The organism is Photobacterium sp. ABD4_091, from assembly GCF_056160145.1.
The window spans coordinates 2,011,192-2,034,230 of sequence record NZ_JBSWWQ010000001.1 but is presented as its reverse complement, the minus strand read 5'-3'; the positions used below and the strand labels follow the sequence as shown (position 1 = coordinate 2,034,230).

19 protein-coding genes are annotated in these 23,039 nt (G+C 52.4%); 4 read left to right on the top strand and 15 right to left on the bottom strand.

The window, feature by feature from the left end; translation table 11 throughout:
- Nucleotides 1-132 precede the first annotated feature (132 nt).
- Nucleotides 133-1,278 (top strand): Na/Pi symporter, encoded by a 1,146-nt coding sequence (locus tag ACXAGQ_RS09400; protein ID WP_475253494.1) that lies wholly within the window; start codon nt 133-135, stop codon nt 1,276-1,278.
- A 268-nt stretch (nt 1,279-1,546) separates the two neighbouring features.
- On the opposite strand, the gene ACXAGQ_RS09395 is transcribed toward ACXAGQ_RS09400, so the two are convergent.
- The 5 genes from ACXAGQ_RS09395 to rppH all read right to left on the bottom strand — a co-directional run bounded on the left by ACXAGQ_RS09395 (nt 1,547) and on the right by rppH (nt 7,041).
- Nucleotides 1,547-2,398, bottom strand: a complete 852-nt coding sequence (locus ACXAGQ_RS09395; protein ID WP_475253492.1) for a thymidylate synthase — start codon at nt 2,396-2,398, stop codon at nt 1,547-1,549.
- 143 nt (nt 2,399-2,541) lie between these two features.
- Nucleotides 2,542-3,348 carry a prolipoprotein diacylglyceryl transferase gene (gene lgt, locus ACXAGQ_RS09390; protein ID WP_107300369.1) on the bottom strand — a complete coding sequence of 269 codons (807 nt, stop codon included), beginning with the start codon at nt 3,346-3,348 and terminating at the stop codon, nt 2,542-2,544.
- Between the two features lie 42 nt (nt 3,349-3,390).
- The gene (locus tag ACXAGQ_RS09385) at nt 3,391-4,212 is read right to left on the bottom strand and encodes a sulfite exporter TauE/SafE family protein (protein ID WP_475253490.1); all 822 of its coding nucleotides are present in this window, start codon (nt 4,210-4,212) and stop codon (nt 3,391-3,393) included.
- Between the two features lie 27 nt (nt 4,213-4,239).
- Nucleotides 4,240-6,495 carry a phosphoenolpyruvate--protein phosphotransferase gene (gene ptsP, locus ACXAGQ_RS09380; protein WP_475253488.1) on the bottom strand — a complete coding sequence of 752 codons (2,256 nt, stop codon included), beginning with the start codon at nt 6,493-6,495 and terminating at the stop codon, nt 4,240-4,242.
- Between the two features lie 27 nt (nt 6,496-6,522).
- A complete protein-coding gene (rppH, locus tag ACXAGQ_RS09375) occupies nt 6,523-7,041 on the bottom strand; it encodes an RNA pyrophosphohydrolase (protein WP_039465987.1) in 519 nt (172 codons plus the stop codon).
- 581 nt (nt 7,042-7,622) lie between these two features.
- Between rppH and mutH the strand changes: the two genes are divergently transcribed.
- On the top strand, nt 7,623-8,291 hold the full coding sequence (mutH, locus tag ACXAGQ_RS09370; RefSeq protein WP_475253486.1) for a DNA mismatch repair endonuclease MutH: 669 nt from the start codon (nt 7,623-7,625) through the stop codon (nt 8,289-8,291).
- A 3-nt stretch (nt 8,292-8,294) separates the two neighbouring features.
- On the opposite strand, the gene ACXAGQ_RS09365 is transcribed toward mutH, so the two are convergent.
- Nucleotides 8,295-8,597, bottom strand: coding sequence for a DUF6482 family protein (locus ACXAGQ_RS09365; protein ID WP_475253484.1), 303 nt, complete (start codon nt 8,595-8,597; stop codon nt 8,295-8,297).
- Nucleotides 8,598-8,785: 188 nt separating this feature from the next.
- Here ACXAGQ_RS09365 and ACXAGQ_RS09360 point away from each other — a divergent pair, with 188 nt between their 5' ends.
- Nucleotides 8,786-9,820 (top strand): NADP(H)-dependent aldo-keto reductase, encoded by a 1,035-nt coding sequence (locus ACXAGQ_RS09360; RefSeq protein ID WP_475253482.1) that lies wholly within the window; start codon nt 8,786-8,788, stop codon nt 9,818-9,820.
- Nucleotides 9,821-10,065: 245 nt separating this feature from the next.
- Here ACXAGQ_RS09360 and ACXAGQ_RS09355 read toward each other — a convergent pair whose 3' ends face one another.
- The 8 genes from ACXAGQ_RS09355 to xerD form a co-directional block, all read right to left on the bottom strand.
- Nucleotides 10,066-10,314 (bottom strand): hypothetical protein, encoded by a 249-nt coding sequence (locus tag ACXAGQ_RS09355; protein ID WP_475253480.1) that lies wholly within the window; start codon nt 10,312-10,314, stop codon nt 10,066-10,068.
- Nucleotides 10,315-10,734: 420 nt separating this feature from the next.
- Complete coding sequence (locus ACXAGQ_RS09350) at nt 10,735-12,069, bottom strand: sigma-54-dependent transcriptional regulator (protein WP_475253478.1); 1,335 nt, start codon at nt 12,067-12,069, stop codon at nt 10,735-10,737.
- 199 nt (nt 12,070-12,268) lie between these two features.
- Nucleotides 12,269-13,549, bottom strand: coding sequence for a dicarboxylate/amino acid:cation symporter (locus tag ACXAGQ_RS09345; protein WP_475253476.1), 1,281 nt, complete (start codon nt 13,547-13,549; stop codon nt 12,269-12,271).
- Nucleotides 13,550-13,947: 398 nt separating this feature from the next.
- A complete protein-coding gene (gene lysS / locus ACXAGQ_RS09340) occupies nt 13,948-15,456 on the bottom strand; it encodes a lysine--tRNA ligase (protein WP_475253474.1) in 1,509 nt (502 codons plus the stop codon).
- A gap of 33 nt (nt 15,457-15,489) precedes the next feature.
- A protein-coding gene (prfB, locus tag ACXAGQ_RS09335; protein ID WP_475253472.1) for a peptide chain release factor 2 occupies nt 15,490-16,588 on the bottom strand; the annotation gives its coding sequence in 2 pieces (ribosomal slippage) (nt 15,490-16,512 and nt 16,514-16,588; 1,098 coding nt in all).
- A gap of 219 nt (nt 16,589-16,807) precedes the next feature.
- A complete protein-coding gene (recJ, locus tag ACXAGQ_RS09330) occupies nt 16,808-18,532 on the bottom strand; it encodes a single-stranded-DNA-specific exonuclease RecJ (RefSeq protein WP_475253470.1) in 1,725 nt (574 codons plus the stop codon).
- Between the two features lie 182 nt (nt 18,533-18,714).
- Nucleotides 18,715-19,437 (bottom strand): bifunctional protein-disulfide isomerase/oxidoreductase DsbC, encoded by a 723-nt coding sequence (dsbC, locus tag ACXAGQ_RS09325; RefSeq protein ID WP_475253468.1) that lies wholly within the window; start codon nt 19,435-19,437, stop codon nt 18,715-18,717.
- Between the two features lie 248 nt (nt 19,438-19,685).
- Nucleotides 19,686-20,582, bottom strand: a complete 897-nt coding sequence (xerD, locus tag ACXAGQ_RS09320; RefSeq protein WP_475253466.1) for a site-specific tyrosine recombinase XerD — start codon at nt 20,580-20,582, stop codon at nt 19,686-19,688.
- 234 nt (nt 20,583-20,816) lie between these two features.
- Here xerD and fldB point away from each other — a divergent pair, with 234 nt between their 5' ends.
- Nucleotides 20,817-21,335 carry a flavodoxin FldB gene (fldB, locus tag ACXAGQ_RS09315; protein ID WP_475253464.1) on the top strand — a complete coding sequence of 173 codons (519 nt, stop codon included), beginning with the start codon at nt 20,817-20,819 and terminating at the stop codon, nt 21,333-21,335.
- Between the two features lie 97 nt (nt 21,336-21,432).
- Here fldB and brnQ read toward each other — a convergent pair whose 3' ends face one another.
- Entirely contained in the window at nt 21,433-22,752 is a 1,320-nt protein-coding gene (gene brnQ / locus ACXAGQ_RS09310; protein ID WP_475253462.1) for a branched-chain amino acid transport system II carrier protein, read from the bottom strand.
- Between the last annotated feature and the right edge of the window lie 287 nt (nt 22,753-23,039).

Below are 23,039 nucleotides of genomic sequence, written 5' to 3'. Positions count from 1 at the left end.
CTCGCAAAAATAGCACAAACTTACTTTGTGACAGCAACTGTCATATTTCTGAAATATTCGATCTCTACCATCGCCCTCAGATTTCAAAAATATGAAACCAAAACGACATATTCCTGTCATGGAGAAATGATTATGACTACCCAAGCCTCTACTGCTGAACAGCCAATGAGCAGCTCTATGCGCTGGGTCCGCTGGGCTAACCTAGCGTTCATGCTTTACGTTCTACTTGTTGCTGTATCTGTTGTGAGCAGCGGCTTTAAACTGTCTGTTGGTGAACAAGCTAAAACGCTCTTTGAGTTTGCCTCGCATCCGATTGCTGGCCTGATGATCGGCCTGGTAGCGACATCGCTTATCCAGTCATCAAGCACAGTAACCTCTATCATTGTAGGCCTTGTTGCTGGCGGCCTGCCAGTTGAAACCGCGATTCCAATGGTTATGGGTGCCAATATGGGTACGACCCTGACCAATACCCTGGTTAGCCTAGGCCATGCGCGCTGCAACGAAGAGTTCCGCCGTGCATTTGCCAGCGCAACGATCCATGACTTCTTCAACCTGCTGGCTGTTGCGATTTTCCTACCGCTGGAAATGATGTTCGGCCTGCTGGACAAGATCTCAACCTGGTTGGTATCACCAATGATGGGTACTGCCAACATGGATATGGGTGGTATTAACTTCATGAAGGCTGTGACAGGCCCAGGGGTTAACCTAATCAAAGGCCCGCTTTCGAGCTTCGGTACTATGGGTGGCCTGTTCATGATTGCTATCGGTATCGGCTTGATCTTCATCTCTATCACTGCGATGGGTAAGCTGATGCGTAGCCTGATGGTTGGCCGTGCACGTGAAATCCTAAAGAGCGCTATCGGCCGCGGCCCTGTCCACGGTATCGCTTCAGGTACAGTGGTAACGGTTCTGGTTCAGTCTTCATCAACCACAACCAGCCTGATGGTTCCGCTAGTAGGTACGGGTGTACTGAAGGTACGCGATGTATACCCATTCACCCTAGGTGCTAACATCGGTACATGTATTACCGCCCTGCTAGCAGCAACGGCTGTTGGTGGTGAATTCGCAGTCTACGCCCTGCAGATTGCACTGGTTCACCTGGCATTCAACCTAATGGCAACCGTGCTTATCTATGGCGTACCGTTCCTGCGTGAGCTGCCTCTGAAAGGTGCTTTCTACCTAGGTGACATCGGCACCAAGAGCAAAGCCGCAGTGGCTGGTTACATTGGCCTAGTGTTCATCGCTATCCCAGGCGCTATCCTTGCCCTGACCGCGTAACCGCTCGCTAAGACACACATCTAAAAAAACCCGCTCCGGCGGGTTTTTTGTTGGTTTAAGAACAGGTTAGCAGTTCCTAGAAACGAGTTCCTAGAACCTGGGTTCTGGGTTGCAGATAGCAATACGACGTCAAGCTCTTCGCTTAAATTCATCCGCTCTTCCTGCTTTTACTAAAACCTGCATCACCTACAAAAAAAGCCCCTTTTAGGGGCTTTTATGGGTGGAAATATGTTTCAGCGGCAATATTTTGTTACCCGCAGCAAAGTCCCTATACAGAAAAAGGGTACTTGATAGGGTCGTGATGCTGGTAGCCCACGACCTCGAAGTCATCCATGGTCACCCAAGTTTCCAGATCTTCCAGCGATTTGATGTCCGGGTTAATCTTCAGCTGCGGCGATGGGAACGGTTCGCGCTTGAGCTGGACATCGCGCATCAGTTCAAGTTGATCTTCGTAGATATGGGCATTGACGATCTTGTGGTAAGCCTTTCCTGGTTTGTGGCCGGTGATCTGGGCTACCAATGCCAGCAGGGCGAAAACCTGGATCTGGTTGAAGTTCAGCCCCAGCGGAACATCACAAGAGCGCTGGTAGCTAGTCAGGTGAAGAGTGTCACCAACCAGAGAGAACGTGTGGGTATGCATACACGGACGCAGGCAGCCCATATCGAACTCGCCCGGGTTGTAGAAGGTCAGGATCTCGCCGCGGTCATCAATGCCCTTGCTCAGGTTGTCGATGATTTTGCGCAACTGGTCGATAGTGCTGCCATCGGGCTTTTGCCAGCTACGGCCCTGTACGCCGTAGACGCGGCCCATATCATCCTCACCCTTGCGGTGCGGGTTGGCCAGCCAAGCGGCATTGTCGTTGGCGTTCATATCCCAGGTTTTGGTCCCCAGGGCACGGAAGTCCGCCGCATTGTCGTAGCCACGGATATAACCCAGCATCTCGGCAATCGCTGCTTTCCAGAAGCTTTTGCGGGTGGTGATCAGCGGGAACTGGTTGTTGGCAACATCATAGTTCAAGTCGGCGTTGATCACTGTCAGGCAACGCTTGCCTGTCCGCTCGTTCTCAACCCATACTCCTTCGTCCACAATGCGCTGGCAAAGCGCGAGATACTGTTTCATGGTTCCGCTGGCCCTAGTTCTAAAAATAAAGTGCGGCCAATTTTACACGAAACCACGAATTATTCAGGGGATAATATCTATCCGGTAACGAAAAAGGGCAGCCCCGAGGCTGCCCTATCGTGATTTGGCTTAACTTGACGTTATTACGCCGTCTTACCTTTCGGTTGGCACTTGTAAGCCCACAGCATCATCAAAGCACCACCAATGACCATTGGCAGTGACAGGATCTGTCCCATACTGATCCAGCCCCCGAACAAACCAAGGTGTGCATCCGGTTCGCGGAAGTACTCGACAATAAAGCGGAAACTACCGTAGCCGAACAGGAACAAGCCCGAGGCCGCACCGGCAGGACGAGGCTTGCGGATGAAGACATTGAGGATGATCATCAGCACCAGACCTTCAAGGAAGAACTCGTACAACTGAGATGGGTGGCGCGGTAGCGGGCCACCGGTCGGAAAGACCATTCCCCATGGCGAATCGGTCACCCTGCCCCATAACTCACCATTAATGAAGTTGCCCAAACGGCCTACACCTAGCCCAAAAGGCACCAACGGCGCAATAAAGTCAGCAACGTTGAAGAAGGTACGGTTGTTCTTGTAGGCATACCAGAACATCGCCGCAATCACACCGAGCAGACCGCCGTGGAACGACATCCCTCCGGTCCATACCTTGAACAAGTAAAGCGGGTTGTCCAAGAACAATGGGAAATTGTAGAACAGTACATAGCCAATACGGCCGCCCAATACCACGCCGAGGAAACCGGCAAACAACAAGTCACTGACCTGCTCTCGGGTCCAGCCACTGCCCGGCTTGTCAGCCCGGCGGTTGGCCAACCACATGGCAAATACAAACCCCAACAAATACATCATGCCATACCAGCGGATGGCTAACGGCCCGATCTCAATCAACACCGGATCAATATTCGGAAACGTTAAATAACCTTGGCTCATCAATCTTATCTCTATACTTCACAGGCAGTATGCCTATGATGACTACCCCATAAACATTTTGATACTGACAAACAGTAAAAAAACAGCAAAAATTTTCTTTAGTACCGGTGTTGGCAAATGACTCACCCACGCAGCGCCAAACCGCGTTGTCTGCATCGACACCAGTACAATACCGAGCAATGCAGGCAAATAGACGTAACCCAAGCTCATCGGAGGCAAGGTTTGCTCTCCGACCCCGGCCAAGACAAAGCCTGTCATTCCAGCAATCGCAATCAATGCACCGGAAAACGAGGCACAGCCTATTGCCCGGCGCATTTCCACCCCATGCCAATTAAGATACGGTACGGTCAGTGAACCACCACCGATCCCGGCCAAGCTGGACACCACACCAATCACCCCACCAGAGCAGAATGTTCCCATATTGCCGGGCAAATCGTGCTTGCCGCTAAAGCGCATCGACAGCAGCATTTGCGTTGCCAGCAATAACACAATAATGGCAAAAATTTTCGGCAGCAGCGAGGAAGGGACAAGCTCGGCAATAAAACTGCCGCCCAAGCCCCCCACGACGACACCTGGCGCTAAGCTCCGAACAATCGCCAAATCCACATTGCCGAGGCGGAAGTGGTTCCGTGCCGAGGACCCCGAGGTCAGCACAATACTGGCAAGCGAAGTGCCCAGCGCAATGTGCATGACCAAACCGGGCTCAATGCCGGCCTGGGGCAGCAGCCATACCAAGGCGGGAACCACCAGCAAGCCACCTCCAATCCCGAGCAGCCCTGCTAAAATGCCAACCACTGCGCCAAGCACCAAACAACAGGCGAATATCCACAACTCATTGCCATACAAAGACAAAATGTCGACCATACTACTTACACCAACCACATAAATCGACTACTTACCGGCACGGATAAATCCGCCCAAGCCATGGCCATCGACAAATTCAATCGTATTGCGTCTTACCTCATCGGCGTAAGTCGCCGACAGGGCAAAATCCGCCAACTGCTTCATGTCACTCACAGACACGTGGCGCAACATGTATTTTATCTTTGCAACATTACGGGTATTCATACTGAGCGAACGATACCCCATCCCAACCAGCAACAAGGCACCGATAGGATCACCGGCTAACTCGCCACAAACACTTACCGGCAAGTTCAACTGCTGGCTCACGTCAATGATATGCTTCAAGGCATGGAGCACCGACGGATGCAGTGCATCATAGACACCGGCTACCCGCGAATTGTTCCTATCAACCGCCAATAAATACTGGGTTAAGTCATTGCTGCCAACCGAAATGTAGTCCACCCGCCCTTTCAAAGCCGGTAACTGGTAAAGAATAGAGGGAACTTCAATCATGATCCCGATCCGGGGCCGACGCAGCGCATGGCCCTGCTCAGCAGCTGTTTTCGCTACCTCGGTATAGGCCCGCTCGATGAGGGTCAGGGACTCGTCGAGCTCAGCAATGCCGGAGATCATCGGCAACAGGATGTCCATATTGTTATGGCCAATACTGGCCTTGAGCATCGCCCGCACCTGAATCAGAAAGATTTCTGGATGATCGAGGGTAAAGCGGATCCCACGCCAACCGAGGAAGGGGTTGTCTTCTTCGATGGCCAGATACGGCAAGGGTTTATCCCCGCCAATATCCAAGGTACGCATCACAACCGGCTTACCGCAATAAGTCTCGAGGATCGACTGGTATTGCTGAGTCTGTTCCTCTTCTGACGGGAAGCTGCGCTGCAGCAGGAACGGCACTTCGGTGCGGTAAAGCCCTACCCCATCAACACCACGGTTAACCGCGATACTGGTATCGGCGCTGAGCCCGGCATTGAGGAAAATATTGATCCGCTCGTTATCCAGCGTCGCCGCAGGTTTATCCAGCCCGGTTTCGACAACCGCGGCCAGCTCTTGTTCTTCCTTTTGCAGGCGAAGATATTCAGCCAGCACGTGGCGGTTGGGGTTGACCAGTAGATCGCCCCGGTAGCCATCGACAATGACCTGACTGTTGTGAATTTTCTCCGGCACAAAATCAACCCCCATTACCGCAGGGATCCCGAGGGCGCGGGAGAGTATCGCCGCATGGGAGTTCGCAGCACCTTCCTGCGATACCACGGCAGCCAGTTTATCGCGTGGCACACTGGCCAACATGGCAGCAGTCAGCTCTCGGGTCAACAGCACAACCGGCTCATCCCAAGCATGCTCTGATGCTTCCTCGTTAGCCAAGAAAAACAGCAGTCGCTGGCCAAGCTCACGGATATCATGAGCCCGCTCTTTGAGGTAGGCATCTTCCATATTGGCAAAGCGAGCAGAATAGGTTTCAACCACCTGACGGATGGCCCATTCGGCCAAGTCTCCACCGGCAATTTTATGGAACAAATCCTTACGCAGCATAGGATCATTGAGCAGATGGCTGAATAGATCGAAGATGGCCAAGGTTTCCTTGTGCAGCTCGCTGTCAAAGCGCTTGCGCAGGCGGCGGAATTCCGCACTCGCCAATTCAATGGCAATACTCAAGCGCTCCTGCTCGCACTCCCGATCCAGGCAGGAAGCCGGAGCCACCAGCTCAAGGCGAGGCTGATTGTCATCCCACCAGGCACGGGCAACCGCCACACCGGTTGACGCGGCCGAACCGACCAAGTGCAAGCCATTGTGTTGATCCGGCCACATGCCCTGCGCCTTGGCATGGGCCAGCAAGACTGCCAGCTGTGCAGCCAGCGTAACCATGAACGACTCTTCGCTCTCGTCGAACTCACGCTGTTCACGTTGCTGGATCACCAACACCCCCAGTACCTGGCGCTGGTGGATTATCGGTGTACCGAAAAACGAGCTGAAGGACTCTTCCCCGATGCCGGGAAGGTGTTTGAAATGGGGATGGTGGCGGGCATCTGCCACGTTGATAGGCTCGGCCCTATCGGCAACCAAGCCCACCAAGCCCTGCCCGAACGGCAGGCCGACATGGCGGTGGGGCTTTTTCAGCCCTTGGGTCGCCATCAAGGTAAAACGCTGGCGCTGCTGGTCGGCAATATATACCGAGCAGCACTCGGTCTTCATTGCCTTGCAGGTGCTGATAACCAGTTGTTCCAGGGCATCAAGCAGACTCGGAGCTGTCGCCACCTTTTCAACAATTTCTCTTAGTTGCGTCAGCATAATCCGCCCCGCTCCCTACCAACTGGCCTAGCCGCGTTTGCCCCGGCGCTTTTTTCGTTCTTTGCGCTCTTTAAAGGGCATGGCTATGGCAGCAAATTCTTTTAATGCTCTGCGATATACATCTCGCTTGAAGGACACAACCTGCCGCACGGGATACCAATAGCTGACCCAGCGCCAACCATCGAATTCGGGCGTGCTGCCACGTTGCATGTTCACCTTAGACTCATCGCATTCTAGACTGAGCAGAAACCACTTCTGCTTTTGCCCGATACAAACCGGCTTGGAATCCCAGCGCACCAGTCGCTTGGGTAACTTGTAACGAAGCCAGTGGCGACTTGACGCCACAATTCGTACATCCTTCTTGGTTAGCCCTACTTCCTCGTATAATTCCCGATACATGGCTTGCTCTGGGGTTTCCCCCTCGTCAATCCCACCTTGCGGAAACTGCCAGGAATGTTGTCCATATCGTCGAGCCCAGAATACTTGGCCATGGCTATTACAGATCACAATACCCACATTTGGGCGGTACCCATCGCCATCAATCACTGGACGACCTCAATTAAATCTCTATTAATAGTGATTTTTTCACAGACAATCCAAAGGGTAAACAAACATTGTTATTTATCCGTCTATTTTCCTAGCCAAGCCTCATAATCTGGATAACTTCCGGCTCCTGGATACTTTATAAACACCGCAATGAGACATAGCCCACATTTATACACGTTTTCTGTGGATAGAATTGTGAAGAAGCCGTCAATCCAATGCATCACTTGTACCTCCCCCCCCGGAAGCAGGCTGCAAGCTACCGCACAAAACACCAATAAAAACCTTATTAAACATAAAGTAAAAACAAACACACGAATATTATCCGTGATTTATGACAAGATCATTTCTGCCACATTTTACGATCGGTCAAAGATCAACCAGCCATCATTTTATCCACATCAAAAAGCACCAACCACTCAAAAAACCACCACCAAAGTGGTTAAATTACCATCCAACCCCTGTACAAATACACATATGAGACAGTTGAAAGTTTTTCACTGCGACGACCTGTGGATAACTAGAAAGGAAGATCCTTCCCCCCTGCTATGATAGGATCACCTGCCAAGTAAAAGGTAACCACCATGCAACCTACCCCAAAGACTGAACAGGAGCTCTTGGCCCGTGCCAATGCATTAGCAGGAATGACCCTGGGTGAACTGGCAACAATGGCCAATATTGCTGTCCCGCCCGATCTGCGCCGAGACAAAGGCTGGGTAGGCCAACTGCTGGAGTGGCACCTAGGCGCCGCCGCCGGCAGCAAGCCTGTGCCCGACTTTGACGAGCTGGGGATAGAACTCAAGACGATCCCTGTGGGTTACCATGGCAAACCGCTCGAAACGACCTTTGTCTGTGTCGCGCCGCTGATCGGTTTGCATGGCCTGCGCTGGGAAAACAGCCATATCCGCCACAAGCTTGCCCGCGTATTGTGGGTACCGGTCGAGGGGGAGCGGGACATCCCGCTTGCGGACCGCCATGTCGGCTCGCCGCTGTTATGGAGCCCATCACCAGAGGAAGAGCAGCAGCTTCGCCAGGACTGGGAAGAGCTGATGGATATGATCGTACTCGGCCAGGTCGAGCAAATCACGGCCCGCCATGGCGAGGTACTGCAACTAAGGCCGAAAGCAGCCAACAGCAAAGCGCTGACAGAAGCCTATGGAGCCAACGGCCAACCGATCAAAACCCTGCCCCGTGGTTTTTACCTCAAGACCCAATTTACCGCCAGCCTGCTGGAAAAGTACTTTATAATTTAAGCCTTACAGCGAGATAGTCATATCTTCCCGGCAACTGCTCAGCTGGCCATCGGGGGAGAACTCATCATAGGGGTCAATCACCCTGAGGGTCACACTGGTGATACCCAACGGGCGCAGCAAATCCCCCACCTGCTCTATCGACTGGAACTTGACCATGTCGCCGCTATCGGTCTTGAGCGGCTCGAGGTGGTGCTTGTACTCAACCTCGAGCAAATAATCAGAGCATCCTGCATAGCTCGTCAGAATGCATGCAGGTATAGCCCCGTTGCCGGCCTTGGTCCAGTGTTTAAGCTGTGACAGCTTCATGGTGCCTCCCCCCAACAGTGTCCAATAAAACAGTCCAATAAAACAGCCCTATAAAGCTTAACTATTGGTCACAATCACTCACCCAGCAAGGTCAAGATAGAGACAAGGGCAGGTGCTGCGGGGCTTCTCACACTATGAAACTCGCGCTATAGTCGAAATAGAACATCTGCTGAGTCCAAGGAGGGCCAATGAAATACCACAAAATCCCACACTCGAACCTTGAGGTCAGCAAGATCTGCCTCGGCACCATGACTTTCGGTGAACAAAACAATGAGCAGGAGGCACACAGCCAACTTGATTTGGCCTTTGAGCGCGGGATCAACTTCATCGATACCGCAGAGATGTACCCTGTTCCTCCCAATGCCAAGAGCCAGGGATTAACCGAAACCTATATCGGCAATTGGTTGAAAAAGACGGGCCACAGAGACAAAGTGGTCTTAGCGACTAAAGTGGCTGGGCCGCGTAATACACCTTATATCCGTTCAGAAATGGCCCTCGACAGGCGCAATATCCACGATGCGGTAGAAGCCAGCCTAAACCGGCTGCAAACCGACTACATAGACCTGTACCAGCTGCATTGGCCGCAGCGCGAAACCAACTGCTTCGGCCAGCTCAACTACCAATACCAGGAAGACCATTCCGGGGTTACCCTGACCGACTCGCTCGCCGCCCTTGAAGAACTGGTCCGGGCCGGAAAAATCCGGTATATCGGGCTGTCCAACGAAACCCCATGGGGGGTGATGTCATTCCTGCGCCTGGCAGAAAAGCACAATTTGCCGCGAGTGGTCACCATCCAGAACCCCTATAACCTGCTCAACCGCAGCTTCGAAGTCGGGCTGTCGGAAATCAGCCACCATGAAGGCGTCGAACTGCTGGCCTACTCGCCGCTGGCATTCGGTACCCTCAGTGGCAAGTACCTCAACGGTGCCCGACCAAAGGGGGCTCGCTGCACCTTATTCGAACGCTTCTCGCGCTATTTCAAACCGCAGGGAATTGCCGCCACCGAAGCCTATGTCGACGTTGCCCACAAGCACGGCCTTGACCCGGCCCAAATGGCATTGGCGTTCGTCAACCAGCGCCCTTTCGTTGCCAGCAATATCATCGGCGCCACCACCCTCGAGCAGCTCAATGCCAACATCGACAGCTTGGATGTCGAGCTGACCGAAGCCGTGCTGCAGGATCTCCAGGACGTCGGCACCCAATTTTCCAACCCTTGCCCGTAATTCCCTCCCCCGGCAAACGACAGACAAAAAAAAGCCCCCGTAATACGGGGGCCGAAAAACATTAGCTCAACCAACTTAGGTAGACACCTTTGTTGATGCCCGGCTACTTTACCTAACCCTCACCATGGGCTCTAGGCCACATTCGTCGCAAAGCGTTGGTAAATGTTACAAGCCGTGACGGGAAGCCCCACCAGCTAACAGTTCTTCATATTTTACTCCCCCGCAAACCCTTTGCGGGGGAGGCATTACGTCACAAGTCTAGATTTGTATTCCCGTCTCAAGTGGCGAACCTTACGGCCAGCCGATGTCGCAAGCAGGTCCTTGGCAATACGTGACTCTTTGTCCAAGCCCATATCTTTGAGCAGATGCTCTGAGAAAGGGTATGGCAGGTGCATCTGGACGCGGCGGTGTTCACGCCGCCACTGGGCGTCCTCACGTTTAACATCGAGTTGGACAAGAAAAACTGCAAGGCGTAAATAGACTGATTGGCGCATAATCGTGCTCTCCATTAAATAAAAGGATAATTAGAGGGACACAGATCCTGCCGTTCAGGCTGACAACATAAGCAAAAACTTAACTAGCCGCGACAGAAATCCGCGGCCCATTTACACAGCGGATTGCCGTTAATGATTTGGTTTGATGCAGGTATCACCGAAAGAACAGGCGTACGACATCAAGATACTTGTTTTCATATCAGTTCCTCCGGTAATAAGTTATGAAGATGTGAAATATGGGTTTATTGTAACAAGCCATGAATACAAAACAACCACTTACGACCAATTGCGATGATAAAAGCAACAATACTCTGCATGAAGGCCAGCATGCGGCACGTTTGGTGAATAATTCACCACTATCATGGGCTGCTCCAGCCAATGCTTCCAGCGGTGGTACCCGCTTTTATCTCAGCTTTTATCTTAGCTTTGTCGGAAGTGCTTGGGGGGCGGTACCAGGTCATGCTTGTTAAGCAAGCGGTACATGGTTGCCCTCGATACCCCCAGCTCCCTGGCCGCAGCTGAAATCTGCCCTTTGTTATTTTCCAACACTGCCAGTATCGCCCCGCGCTCGGAATCAGCCCGTATTTTCTTGAGGCTCTGCTTGTCATCCATCATCCGCGGCAGGTCAAGATGGTCAGCCTCCAGCACCTTGTCATCAGCCAGCAGGATAGCCCGCTTGATATGGCCAATCATCTCCCTGACATTGCCTGGCCATGAGTAACTGGTCAGCAACTGGCTGGCCTCCGGTGACAGCTGTTTGACCGGGCTATTATACTGCCGGGCAAATTTGAGCATGAAAAACTCCGCCAACAGCAGAATATCTTCCCCCCGCTCGCGCAGCGCCGGTACCAGGACGCCAAGCGCATTGAGCCGGAAATACAACTCCTCACACAGCAGGCCCGACTCCAGCAACTCCTCCTGGCGATATCGGGTTGAAGCAATCAACCGGAGATCTGCCGACACCTTCCGGCCTGCTTCAGTAGTAAAGATTTCTTCCTGCAGCAAACGGGCCAACTCGCTCTGGCGGGCAGGCTCCAGCTGGGTAATTTCATCGAGGAACAACACCCCGCCATCTGCCGCTTCCAGGCAGCATTGCGGCGGCTTGCCGGCCTTTAACTCAACCATCCAGCTTTCCGGTAAAGACTCGCAACTAACGCTGACAAAAGGCCCTTTGCCGCGGGTTGAGGCCTGGTGGATTGCCTGGGCAACCAACTCCTTGCCAGTGCCCATTTCCCCCTGTACCAAAACCGGCACATCGGCCATCGCTATGCGCTTGACCTGATGGCGCAGCTTCTTCATCGCTGCTTGCTCACCCTGCAATCCCGACTGGCCAAACACGCCCAGTTGCGGCCACACCCGGTGTTCGAGCTGCAACATGCCAAGTTGGTGCCCGATAGTCCCAAGCAACTGGGACTCGGGCACAGGGTCGGTAAAGTAATCAATACAAAAGTTAACAATGAACTGGCAAATCGCATCAAGGCCAAGCTGACGCTCCTGAACCAACGCCAGCCATCGCACCTGCTTGTTGCTATTGACCAAGCCTGCTACCCCCTGCAGGCTAAAATCATCACGGGTAAGGTCGACCACGCCTATGCAGGGTCCAATTTCCAACATCAGTGACTCCGCAGCCCGGAGGTCATAACAGCGATGACAAGCCCAGCCCGCTTTCTCCAATACTTTGACCCAGGTCGGCGCCCCGCCCCCCAGTATCACCAATGTCCCCAAGACAGCGTTGTTTCCCTGTGTTCTTTTCATCCGCAATCCCTTCTCGGCCAGAGCCTGCCCTCGCTCGTTAACGGCAACGCTACCACCAGCTAGTTACCACGATTTGATTAATGCGCAATTAATTTAATATTAAAATTGTAGCTAAGTCTGGCGGATGGAAGAAATTTTAGACGCAAATAAAAAAAGCGCCCGTAGGCGCTTTCATTTTTCGTCCCTTAAAGACCGAGCTTTAGCTAACAGTTACCTGCTCAGGCTGGGAGCCGGTTTCTGCCTCTGCGGTACCAATTTCGTTCTCAGATTTAGCAACAATGGTATTGACCGCAGTATCACCAACAACGTTAGAACTGGTACAGAACATATCATTGATACGGTCGACCGCGGCAATGATGGCCAAACCTTCTGGCGGCAGGCCTAGTTGGTGAAGGAGTACGCCAACCATCACCACACCGCCGCCCGGTACGCCACCAGCACCAATAGATAGCAGCAGGATAGTCAGGCCTAGGGTAAAGATATCAGCACTGTTGATTGGCTGGCCGAACGCATTGGCCACGAACAGGGTTGCCAGTGCGATGTAAATAGACACCCCTGACATATTCATGGTCGCACCCAGTGGTACACCAAAGCCAGCCACAGACTTGGACACGCCAATCTTGTCAGTCAGGGTGCGCATGGTCACCGGGATGGTTGCGTTCGAGCTTGCCGTTGATAGCGAGAACAGAATTTGCTCGCGGGTATGGCGCAGGAACGTACCCGGCTTGATACCGGCTGTCAGGCCAACCATCATTGGGTAGAAGAAGAAAATCCAGAACACCAGCATAGAAACAACCAGCGCCACATAACCGGCAACCGACATCAGGGTATTGGCATCCAGTGTCGCGCCCAATTGGATCATCAGGGCAAACACACCGAATGGTGCCAGGCTCATCACCAAACCAACCAGTTTCATCATCACTTCGTTGGCCATTTTGAAGGTCTTGATCGCAGGGCCGCCGCGGGTATCAAGCGCCTGGATCGCCAGGCCTGTCAGGATAGCCATGAAGATGATCTGCAGCATGTCGCCGTTGGCAAACGCCTGTACCGGGTTGCTCGGTACGATGTTAACAATCAGCGAGAAAATATCCGGCGTCTCGGTGGTCGTCAGCTGCACCGCCTCGGTCACGGTTCCCGCCAAGTTGGCACCCGCGCCCGGCTGGAAAATCATACCTATTGTCAGTGCTGCCGTAATCGCAATGATGGTGTTGATAATGTATAGAGCAAAAGTTTTACCACCAAGGCGACCAAACGCGGTGATGTCTTTCAGCTCGACGATGCCGCAAACAATCGACACGTACACCAAAGGAACAACCAATAGTTTGATCAGTGAAACAAACATGCCGCCAGCACCTTCCGCCAGGCCGAGCACATAAGTATCCATCAAGGTCACGCCGTTAAACAGGTACTGAATTGCCGTACCGAGGATCAGGCCGGCAAACAAGCCTGTAAAAATCTTTCCTGATAGCGATTTCTTCATCGTCCATCTCCAGTCTGTTGTGCTTGTAAAAACTCTTTTTACTTCCCATTCCCGCTGTTTATCACGGGATTGGGCGCCATTTTACACAGCAGAGACAAACTTAAAAGAACAATTTTTACAATTTAGCTACAGTTGAAACACAATATTAATTATCGACATATAATAAAAAACACAAAACAATACACTAAAAGCTAAGCAAAACGGCAACTTATTCACACCGTCAATAGCGGGAGGTATGGCGGTATGTTGCTCTGTACACAAAATTGTCAATTGCGAAAAACGTGTGCCTCATCACACCCAAAAATTCACTATATGAACATTTTTCACCAGATTTTATTATTGGAAACCAAAAAAAAAGCCACCCCGGAGGGTGGCTTTCCAATCACTATCAACGTGAATTAGTCGTTGTTCTGTGGGCGCATTGCCGGGAACAAAAGAACGTCACGGATGGTGTGGGTGTTGGTGAACAACATTGCTAGACGGTCGATACCGATACCCTGACCCGCTGTTGGCGGTAGGCCGTGTTCCAGTGCAGTAATGTAGTCAGCATCGTAGAACATTGCTTCGTCATCACCCGCATCTTTTGCTTCAACCTGCGCCTTGAAACGTGCATCCTGATCTTCTGCATCGTTAAGCTCAGAGAAGCCGTTCGCTACTTCACGGCCGCCGATAAAGAACTCAAAGCGGTCGGTGAAGAACGGGTTGTCGTCGCTGCGGCGTGCCAGCGGCGAAATATCCGCCGGGTAGCCAGTGATGAAGGTTGGCTGGATCAGCTTAGGCTCAGCGGTTTCACCAAAGATTTCCTCAAGCAGCTGACCACACGTCCAGAAATCTTCCACTTCAACGTGAACAGACTTAGCGATAGATACCATCAGATCACGGTTCTGCAGATCTTCTTCTGTCAGCGCCTGAATTTGCTCGTGGCTTGGGTTGTAATGTTTGATGGCTTCGAACATGCTCATGCGCGTGTAGGTACCGCCGAACTCAACCATCTCGTCACCGTAAGGCATAGCCGTTGCGCCCAGTACGTCCATCGCCACTGTGCTCAGCATCTCTTCGGTCAGATCCATCAGATCTTTGTAGTCCGCGTATGCCTGGTAGAATTCCATCATGGTGAATTCTGGATTGTGACGTGGCGATAGGCCCTCGTTACGGAAGTTACGGTTGATTTCGAATACACGATCGAAACCACCGACAACCAAGCGCTTCAGGTAAAGCTCTGGTGCCACACGCAGGTACATGTCGATGTCCAGTGCATTGTGGCGAGTGATGAACGGACGCGCTGTCGCACCGCCAGGGATCACATGCATCATTGGCGTTTCAACTTCAAGGTAGCCTTTCGACATCATGAAGTTACGGATAGCTGCTACCAATTTAGAGCGGATGATAAACGCATTGCGCGAGTCGTCGTTAACAATAAGGTCAACATAACGCTGGCGGTAACGCATTTCCTGGTCAGTCAGGCCGTGGAATTTCTCTGGCAGAGGACGCAGTGCTTTGGTCAGCAGCTCGTACTCGTCCATGTTGACGTAAAGATCACCCTTGCCTGACTTGTGCAGCGCACCTTTAACACCGATGATGTCACCGATATCAAGGCCAGAGTATTTCTCTTTAAGCTCTTTTTGAACATTCTTGTCAGCATAAGCCTGAATACGGCCAGAAACGTCTTGGATCGCAAGGAAAGGACCACGCTTAGCCATTACACGGCCAGCAATTGCCACTACGTTGCCCGCTTCCGCAAGCTCTTCTTTGCTTAGTTCACCGTATTTAGCCTGCAGATCTGCCGCTAGGCTATCGCGACGGAAATCATTTGGGTGGCCGTTTGCCTTGCAGTTTTCGCGGATTTTATCCAATTTCGCGCGACGTTCAGCAATCAGCTTATTCTCATCTTGTAATTGATCAGTCATGGGTTAACCCTTAAATGTTTTAACCGGAGTCGGTTACAGACCTGATTTCAGGCTGGCTTCAATAAAACGGTCTAAATCGCCGTCAAGTACGGCCTGGGTGTTACGATTTTCCACCCCGGTACGTAAATCTTTAATACGGGAGTCATCCAGCACGTAAGAGCGGATCTGGCTACCCCAGCCAATATCAGACTTCGAATCTTCATTGGCTTGCTTCTCTGCATTCTGCTTCTGCATCTCAAGCTCGAACAGTTTTGCTTTCAACTGTTTCATTGCCTGGTCTTTGTTCTTGTGCTGAGAGCGGTCATTCTGACACTGCACCACGGTGTTGGTCGGTACGTGGGTAATACGTACCGCCGATTCGGTGGTGTTTACGTGCTGACCACCCGCGCCCGAAGCACGGTAAACATCGATTCGTAGATCAGATGGGTTGATCTCGATATCAATATTGTCATCCACTTCCGGGTAAATAAATGCCGATGAGAAAGACGTATGGCGGCGGCCGCCAGAATCGAATGGCGACTTTCGCACCAAGCGGTGAACGCCGGTCTCGGTTCGCAGCCAGCCGTAGGCGTACTCCCCGCTAATGCGGACAGTTGCCGACTTCAGGCCAGCCACATCGCCTTCAGAGACTTCAATAACTTCTGTTTTGAAGCCCTTGGCATCTGCCCAGCGCAGGTACATACGGAGCATCATAGATGTCCAGTCCTGTGCCTCGGTACCACCCGAACCAGCCTGTAGATCGATATAGCAATCTGAGCCATCGTGATCGCCAGAGAACATGCGACGGAACTCAAGCTTGGCCAGTTTGCTTTCTAGCTCAGCGAGTTCTGGTTCAATCTCGTCGAATGTCTCTTGGTCTTCTTCTTCCACCGCCAGTTCAAGCAAACCTTCGACGTCTTCCACGCCTTGGTCCAACTGATCGATGGTATCAACAATCGCTTCTAATGATGAACGCTCTTTACCCAGCGCCTGTGCGCGATCAGGTTCGTTCCATACATCAGGTTGCTCTAGCTCTGCATTGACCTCTTCTAGACGCTCTTTCTTAGCATCATAGTCAAAGGTACCCCCTAAGGATGTCAGTACGCGCTGAAACATCCTCAAGTCGGTTTTTAATAGGATTAATCTCGAACATTGCCACTCTTCATAGCCGAAATGGACATAACCGGAGGATTCTATCGAATTGTAGATAGAATATACAGTGGAAAGGGAAGGGAATCGGCGAATTTATTTTTTTAACCCGATCACAAAAAAGCCGCTGGTAACAGAGCCGCCATATTTCAGCAAAATTCCCTGTCACCAGCGTGCCGGCAGCGCCTATTTAGCCTGCCGGATCAGATTGAACAGCAACAGGCTAGAGCGCCGTAATGTGCTCTACCAGTAGCTGGGCACTGCGGTTACCGCGGAACTCGTTAACATCGAGGCGGTAAGCTAGCTCAACCTGCTGAACCGAGGCATCGGGCCAGCGGCGGACATCGACATTGAACGCGATGGCATCAATCACACTCCCCCCGGCCAGCGGCTCGAGCATCATCTTAAGGTGTTTGCTGCCCACCAGCTTCTGGTGCAGCAAACGGAACCGGCCATCAAACATCGGCTCGGGGAACTGCTGCCCCCACGGCCCGCCAGCACGCAGCACTTCCGCCGTCTGCAAATTGAGTTCCTGTGGCATCAGCTCGCCATCGCTGAGCAATACCCCGCGCAAGGCATCTTCGTCGAGCTCGGCACGCACCGCCTGGTCAAACGCCTGGTTAAAAGCCTCGAGCTTGGATTCGGGAATGGTCAACCCCGCCGCCATGGCGTGGCCGCCGAACTTGAGGATCATTCCCGGGTTCTGGGTATCAATCAAATCAAGGACATCACGCATGTGCAAGCCAGGAATAGAGCGGCACGACCCCTTGATTTCACCATTGCCGGCATCGGCGAAGGCGATCACCGGGCGGTGGTACTGCTCCTTGATCCGCGAGGCCAAAATACCGATCACCCCCTGGTGCCAGTCCCGCTGGAACAGGGCTAAACCATAGGGCATATCCTGCTGGTTGAACTTGAGGCGCTCGCAAATCGCTACCGCTTCTTCCTTCATGCCCTGCTCGATTTCCTTGCGGGTCTGGTTCAAGACATCCAGCTCGGTGGCCATCCTGCGGGCGGCCTGGATGTTATCGCACAGCAGCAGCTCAACGCCAAAAGACATATCGTCCAAGCGCCCGGCGGCATTGATCCTCGGCCCTAGGGCAAAGCCCAGATCCGTCGCCACCAAGCGGGCAGGATCGCGGTTGGCCACTTCAATCAAGGCACGGATCCCCGGGCGGCATTTACCGGCGCGGATGCGCTGCAAGCCCTGGTGGACCAAAATGCGGTTGTTGCCGTCCAGCGCCACCACATCAGCGACAGTGCCCAGTGCCACCAAATCCAACAGCTCCGCCAAATTCGGCTCCGGCAGCCCCTGCTCGGCAAACCAGTTATCCTGGCGCAGCGAGGCACGCACCGCCAGCATCAGGTAGAAAGCAACGCCCACGCCGCACAACGCCTTGGACGGAAAGTCACACTCATGCAGGTTCGGGTTAACGATCGCATCCGCTTCCGGCAGGGTATCCCCCGGCAAGTGGTGGTCAGTCACCAGCACCTGAATACCACGCTCCTTCGCGGCCGCCACCCCTGAGATAGAGGACACGCCATTATCCACCGTCATGATAAGCTCGGCACCGCGCTCTGCTGCTTGCTCGACCACTTCCGGGCTCAAGCCATAGCCATCATCGAAGCGGTTAGGGACGAGGTAATCAACATTCCGGCTGCCAAGCATACGCAGTGCCAGCACCGACAATGCCGAGCTGGTTGCCCCATCGGCATCAAAGTCACCCACCACGATGATGCGGCGTTGCTCGGCCAGTGCTTGCTTGAGCAATGTCACCGCCGGTTCAATACCATGCAGTTGGTTATACCCCAGCAAGCCACGTACCCCACGTTCTAGCTCCGCTTCGCTGGCAATGCCGCGGGCAGCATAGATCCGCTGAAGGATAGGCGGGGTGGTATCAGTGAATTGGCTGGTATCGGCTTCTGGGCGGCGTTTAATTTCTATCATCGGGATCATCTGTCAGGCAGGGAAAATAAAGAAAGTTGGGCATATGCGTACCTAGCCATTATAGGCTCTGGACCCGTGCGGGCAACAGAAATTCGGCCATTAAAAAACCCCGGAAACTCCGGGGCTTTATAAAAAAACTACATAAACAAGCTACATAAACAAGCTACTGAGGGAGTGCCAATTTAGCTGCGGTTATCCAGCATTTGGCGCAGCATTGGTGCTGGCTGATAACCAGGGAGCATGGTGCCATCTTCCAGGATCATTGCCGGGGTGCCGGAAACGCCCATCGCCACACCCAGCTGGTAATGCTTGTTGACCAAATCGCCCTGCTGCTCGATACCGTTTGGATTAAAGGTACCCTCTTTGGCCTGATCCATCGCTTTGGCCGGGTCTTTCGCTCCCCAGATCGCACTCATCTCACCGAAGTTACGCGAGCGCTCACCACCACGCGGGAAAGCCAGGTAACGGATAGTAATACCGGCATCATTGTAAGCCTGCATCTCGCTGTGCAGCTTGCGGCAGTAGCCACAGCTGGTATCGGTAAAGACGGTGACCACATATTTTTCATCTTTGGCCGGATAGACAATCATTTCATCTTCCATGCCCTGCAGCTTGGCCTTGTTGAGCTTGGCCATTTTCTGCTCGGTCAGATTCACTGGTTCAGCGCCAGTTGCCTGGTACAGGTGACCCGCCAAGAAATAACCACCATCATCAGAGACATAAACAATGCCACGCTCTGTCACGACTTCATTGAGCCCTGGCAATGGCGATGCACTGATAGTGACCGGCACCAAACCCAGTTTGCTCAACTTGCTGGTGATTGCTGCTTCGTCTGGCTTGGCTGATGCCGTGAAGGCTGTCATTGCCACTGCGGTTGCAAGTAACGTACGACCCAAAAAGTGCATGCGACTCTTTCCTTTAAAATAATAAATTCGTGCCGGACTGTAACGCTTACCGCCAGCACCCATCACTACTGGTGAACTATATGACCCTTGTAGTGCAAAAAAATTTCACATTCCGCAAAATATCCTATGCCAACCTAAATGAGTAATTGGTCAAATATTTACCAAGGTTGGTATCACTCTTTTAGTATATACCCAAGTATCAAGCAGATGCAGGCTGACTTTCGTTTCAATACTGGTAAATTGCCCACCTAAGCACGAGGGTGGTGCGCACCGTGAAGCTGCTTGAGGCGCTCGGTTGCGACATGGGTATAGATCTGGGTGGTCGACAGATCACTGTGGCCAAGCAGCATCTGCACAACACGCAGATCGGCACCGTAATTGAGCAAGTGGGTCGCAAAGGCATGGCGCATCACGTGCGGTGACAAAGTCTCGCTATCGATGTCTGCCTTGGCAGCATAGTGCTTGATCCGGTGCCAGAATGTCTGCCGGGTCATCTGCTTGGCACGCTTACTTGGGAAGACCACATCCGAGCTTTTCTCCCCCAGCAGCTGCGGACGGCCGCTTTGCAGGAACTGCTCGATCCAGTCGATGGCATCTTCCCCCATAGGCACTAGGCGCTCCTTGTTACCCTTACCAATCACCCGCACGACCCCCTGACGCAGGCTGACGTTCTCCATGGTCAGGCTCACCAGCTCGGTCACACGCAAGCCGGTCGCATAGAGCAATTCGAGCATCGCTTTGTCGCGCAGTTCAATCGGATCGTTGGGATCTGGTGCCGACAGCAAGGCATCGACTTGCTCCTCGGTGATGTCCTTCGGCAGGCGCTTGGGCAGCTTGGGGCTGACCAGCATCGCGCTGGGATCGTCATCGCGCATCTTTTCCCGGTTCAGGTACTGGAACAAACGACGGATCGCCGATGCCATCCGGGCCCGCGACGTCTGTTTATAATCGGCGTCAAACAGCCACTGCTGGTAGCGCTGCAGATCGTCAGTTGAGACCTTTTCCAAGGTCAGACTTTGGTCTTTGAGCCAGTTTTCCAGCTTTTTCAGATCATTGCGGTAGGACATCAGGGTGTTTTCAGATAGCCCCCGCTCCATCCACATCGCATCGAGAAACCGCTCGATGATCACTTCATCGTTTTCCACTACAACCTCGGTGTTCGTTTCGGGCTAATGGCATGAACAAGAGATCATGAAGCATTGCCCACAAAACACATGGATAAATACACAGTACTTCAATGGTAGACGATTTCCCTGCAAATGTAACGACCCAGCTAGGTTGCAACTAGAATTTCTGACTCAATCACTCAGAAATAGTCAAGACCGCCCAAGCTAGGTAGAATCCCCTATCATTTATTCGTTACACATTGGACAAGCAGCATGAAGATTGGCTTATTCTACGGCTCAACCACCTGCTATACCGAAATGGCCTCGGAAAAAATCCGCGACTGTATCGGTGCCGAACTGGTTGATTTACACAACATCAAAGAAGCAGACATCACTGCGATGAACCAGTACGACATGCTGATCCTGGGCATCTCCACTTGGGATTTCGGTGAGTTGCAGGAAGACTGGGAAGCCGTGTGGGAGCAACTTGACGGCCTGAGTCTTGACGGCAAGACCGTGGCGCTGTTCGGCCTGGGTGATCAGGAAGGCTACACCGAATGGTTCCTCGATGCGATGGGTATGCTGCATGAAAAGCTGCTGCCTACTGGCGCCCAGTTTGTCGGCTACTGGCCTAACGAAGGCTATGAGTTCGAAGCGTCAAAAGCATTGACCGAAGACGGCAAGCTGTTTGTTGGCCTCGCACTGGATGAAGACAGCCAGTACGAACTGAGCGATGAGCGCATCACCACCTGGTGCGAGCAAATTCTTACCGAATACAGCGAAACGCTTTAACGCTGCCGTGAAACACTCCGATTTGGGGTAAACGCCGCAAGAAAAAAGGGATGCCGAGGCATCCCTTTTTGCTAACTGCATACTGGCATTTGAACGGTTACACCGTTTGGCCTTCTTCCTGCGCCTGCTTAACCGCTTTCTGCGAGCCGACAAAGCAAGTCACTACCAATGCCGCGAAGGTTGGCATCAACCACGCCATGCCATAATCAAACAGTGGCAATACGCGGAAAGCCGACACATTGAAACCTGCTACCTTGGCCGCATCAATCATGCTGAAAGACAGTGCCACCAGCATCACTACACGGTAGGACAGCGCAGGATTTGGCAACCAGCGGCGGATGAAGGTCAAGATAACCAGTGCCATCGCAATTGGGTAAAGGGCAAACAGAGCTGGCAGGGACAGCACAATCAGCTGGTTCAGACCAACATTGGCAACCACACAGCAGGTAACTGACAGTAGCACAGCCCACTTTTCGTAAGACCAGCTTGTTAGTGAAGAGAAGTATTCAGAACACGCACTGATCAGGCCTACCACAGTGGTCAAACACGCCAGCAATACAATCAGTGACAGCATCATCTGGCCTGCAGGGCCAAACAGTGCCGCAACGTAAATCGCGAGGATATCACCACCGTTTGACGCATTGGCTGCGATATTCACACTGGTTGCGCCCAAGTAGAACAGGGAGATGTAAACAAACGCCAGGCCTGCCGCTGCGATAAGGCCAGCCATCACCAAGTATTTACGGGTTGCTGTTTCATCGGTCACGCCTTTGCTGCGCACCGCATCAACAATCACCATACCGAACAGCAATGCCGCCACGGCGTCCAAGGTGTTATAGCCTTCAACGAAACCTTTAAGGAAAGGCATATCGATATAGTCACCGCGTGCCGCTTCAATGGCATCTTGCGGGTTAGCCACTACGCTCACTGCGAGTACTACCAGGGCAACAAACAGGATTGGGGTCAGGAATTTACCGACCATATCAACCAGGTTGCCGCGTGAGCGGGACAGGAACATCGCAATGCCAAAAAAGACGATAGAGAAAATAGTAAGGCTAAGCTGTCCTGCGTCGGCAATGAATGGCTTCACGCCCATTTCATAGGCGACCAAACCAGCACGCGGGGCGGCAAAGGCAGGGCCGATCACAATGAAAATCAGAACTGCGAGAAGTGTCGCGACTTTCGACGGCAAATCCTGGGTCATGCCTTTCCAGCCGCCTGCGACTGCCACGGCAATAATCGCCACGAGCGGCAAGGTTACACCGGTTGACAAGAACCCGAACATTGCCGGAACGAGATGGTCACCGGCCTGCTGGCCAGCTTGCGGCGGGAATATGATATTACCGGCGCCCAAGAAGAAAGCGAAGGTCATAAAACCTAACGCCATGATATCGGTAAAACTGAGTGACTTTTTCAAACTGCACCTTCCACTCTTTGTTATGTCTGCTGTATTTGTAACTTTTGTTATTTTTTTGGCCACAAAAAAGGATTACCTGAATGTGACCTTGCTCGCAGCATAATGACGAAAAAGCACTCAGTAAGCAATAACACAGTGAAAAACACCATAATCTTTGGCTATAAAACTTAAAAACCAGCATATACCACCAAACCAAAAGCCCCAAATGAAACATACCACCAATAAAACCCAGTTATAAAAAAGATAAAAAACAGAATTAATAACTATGCAACATCTATTCAACAGAA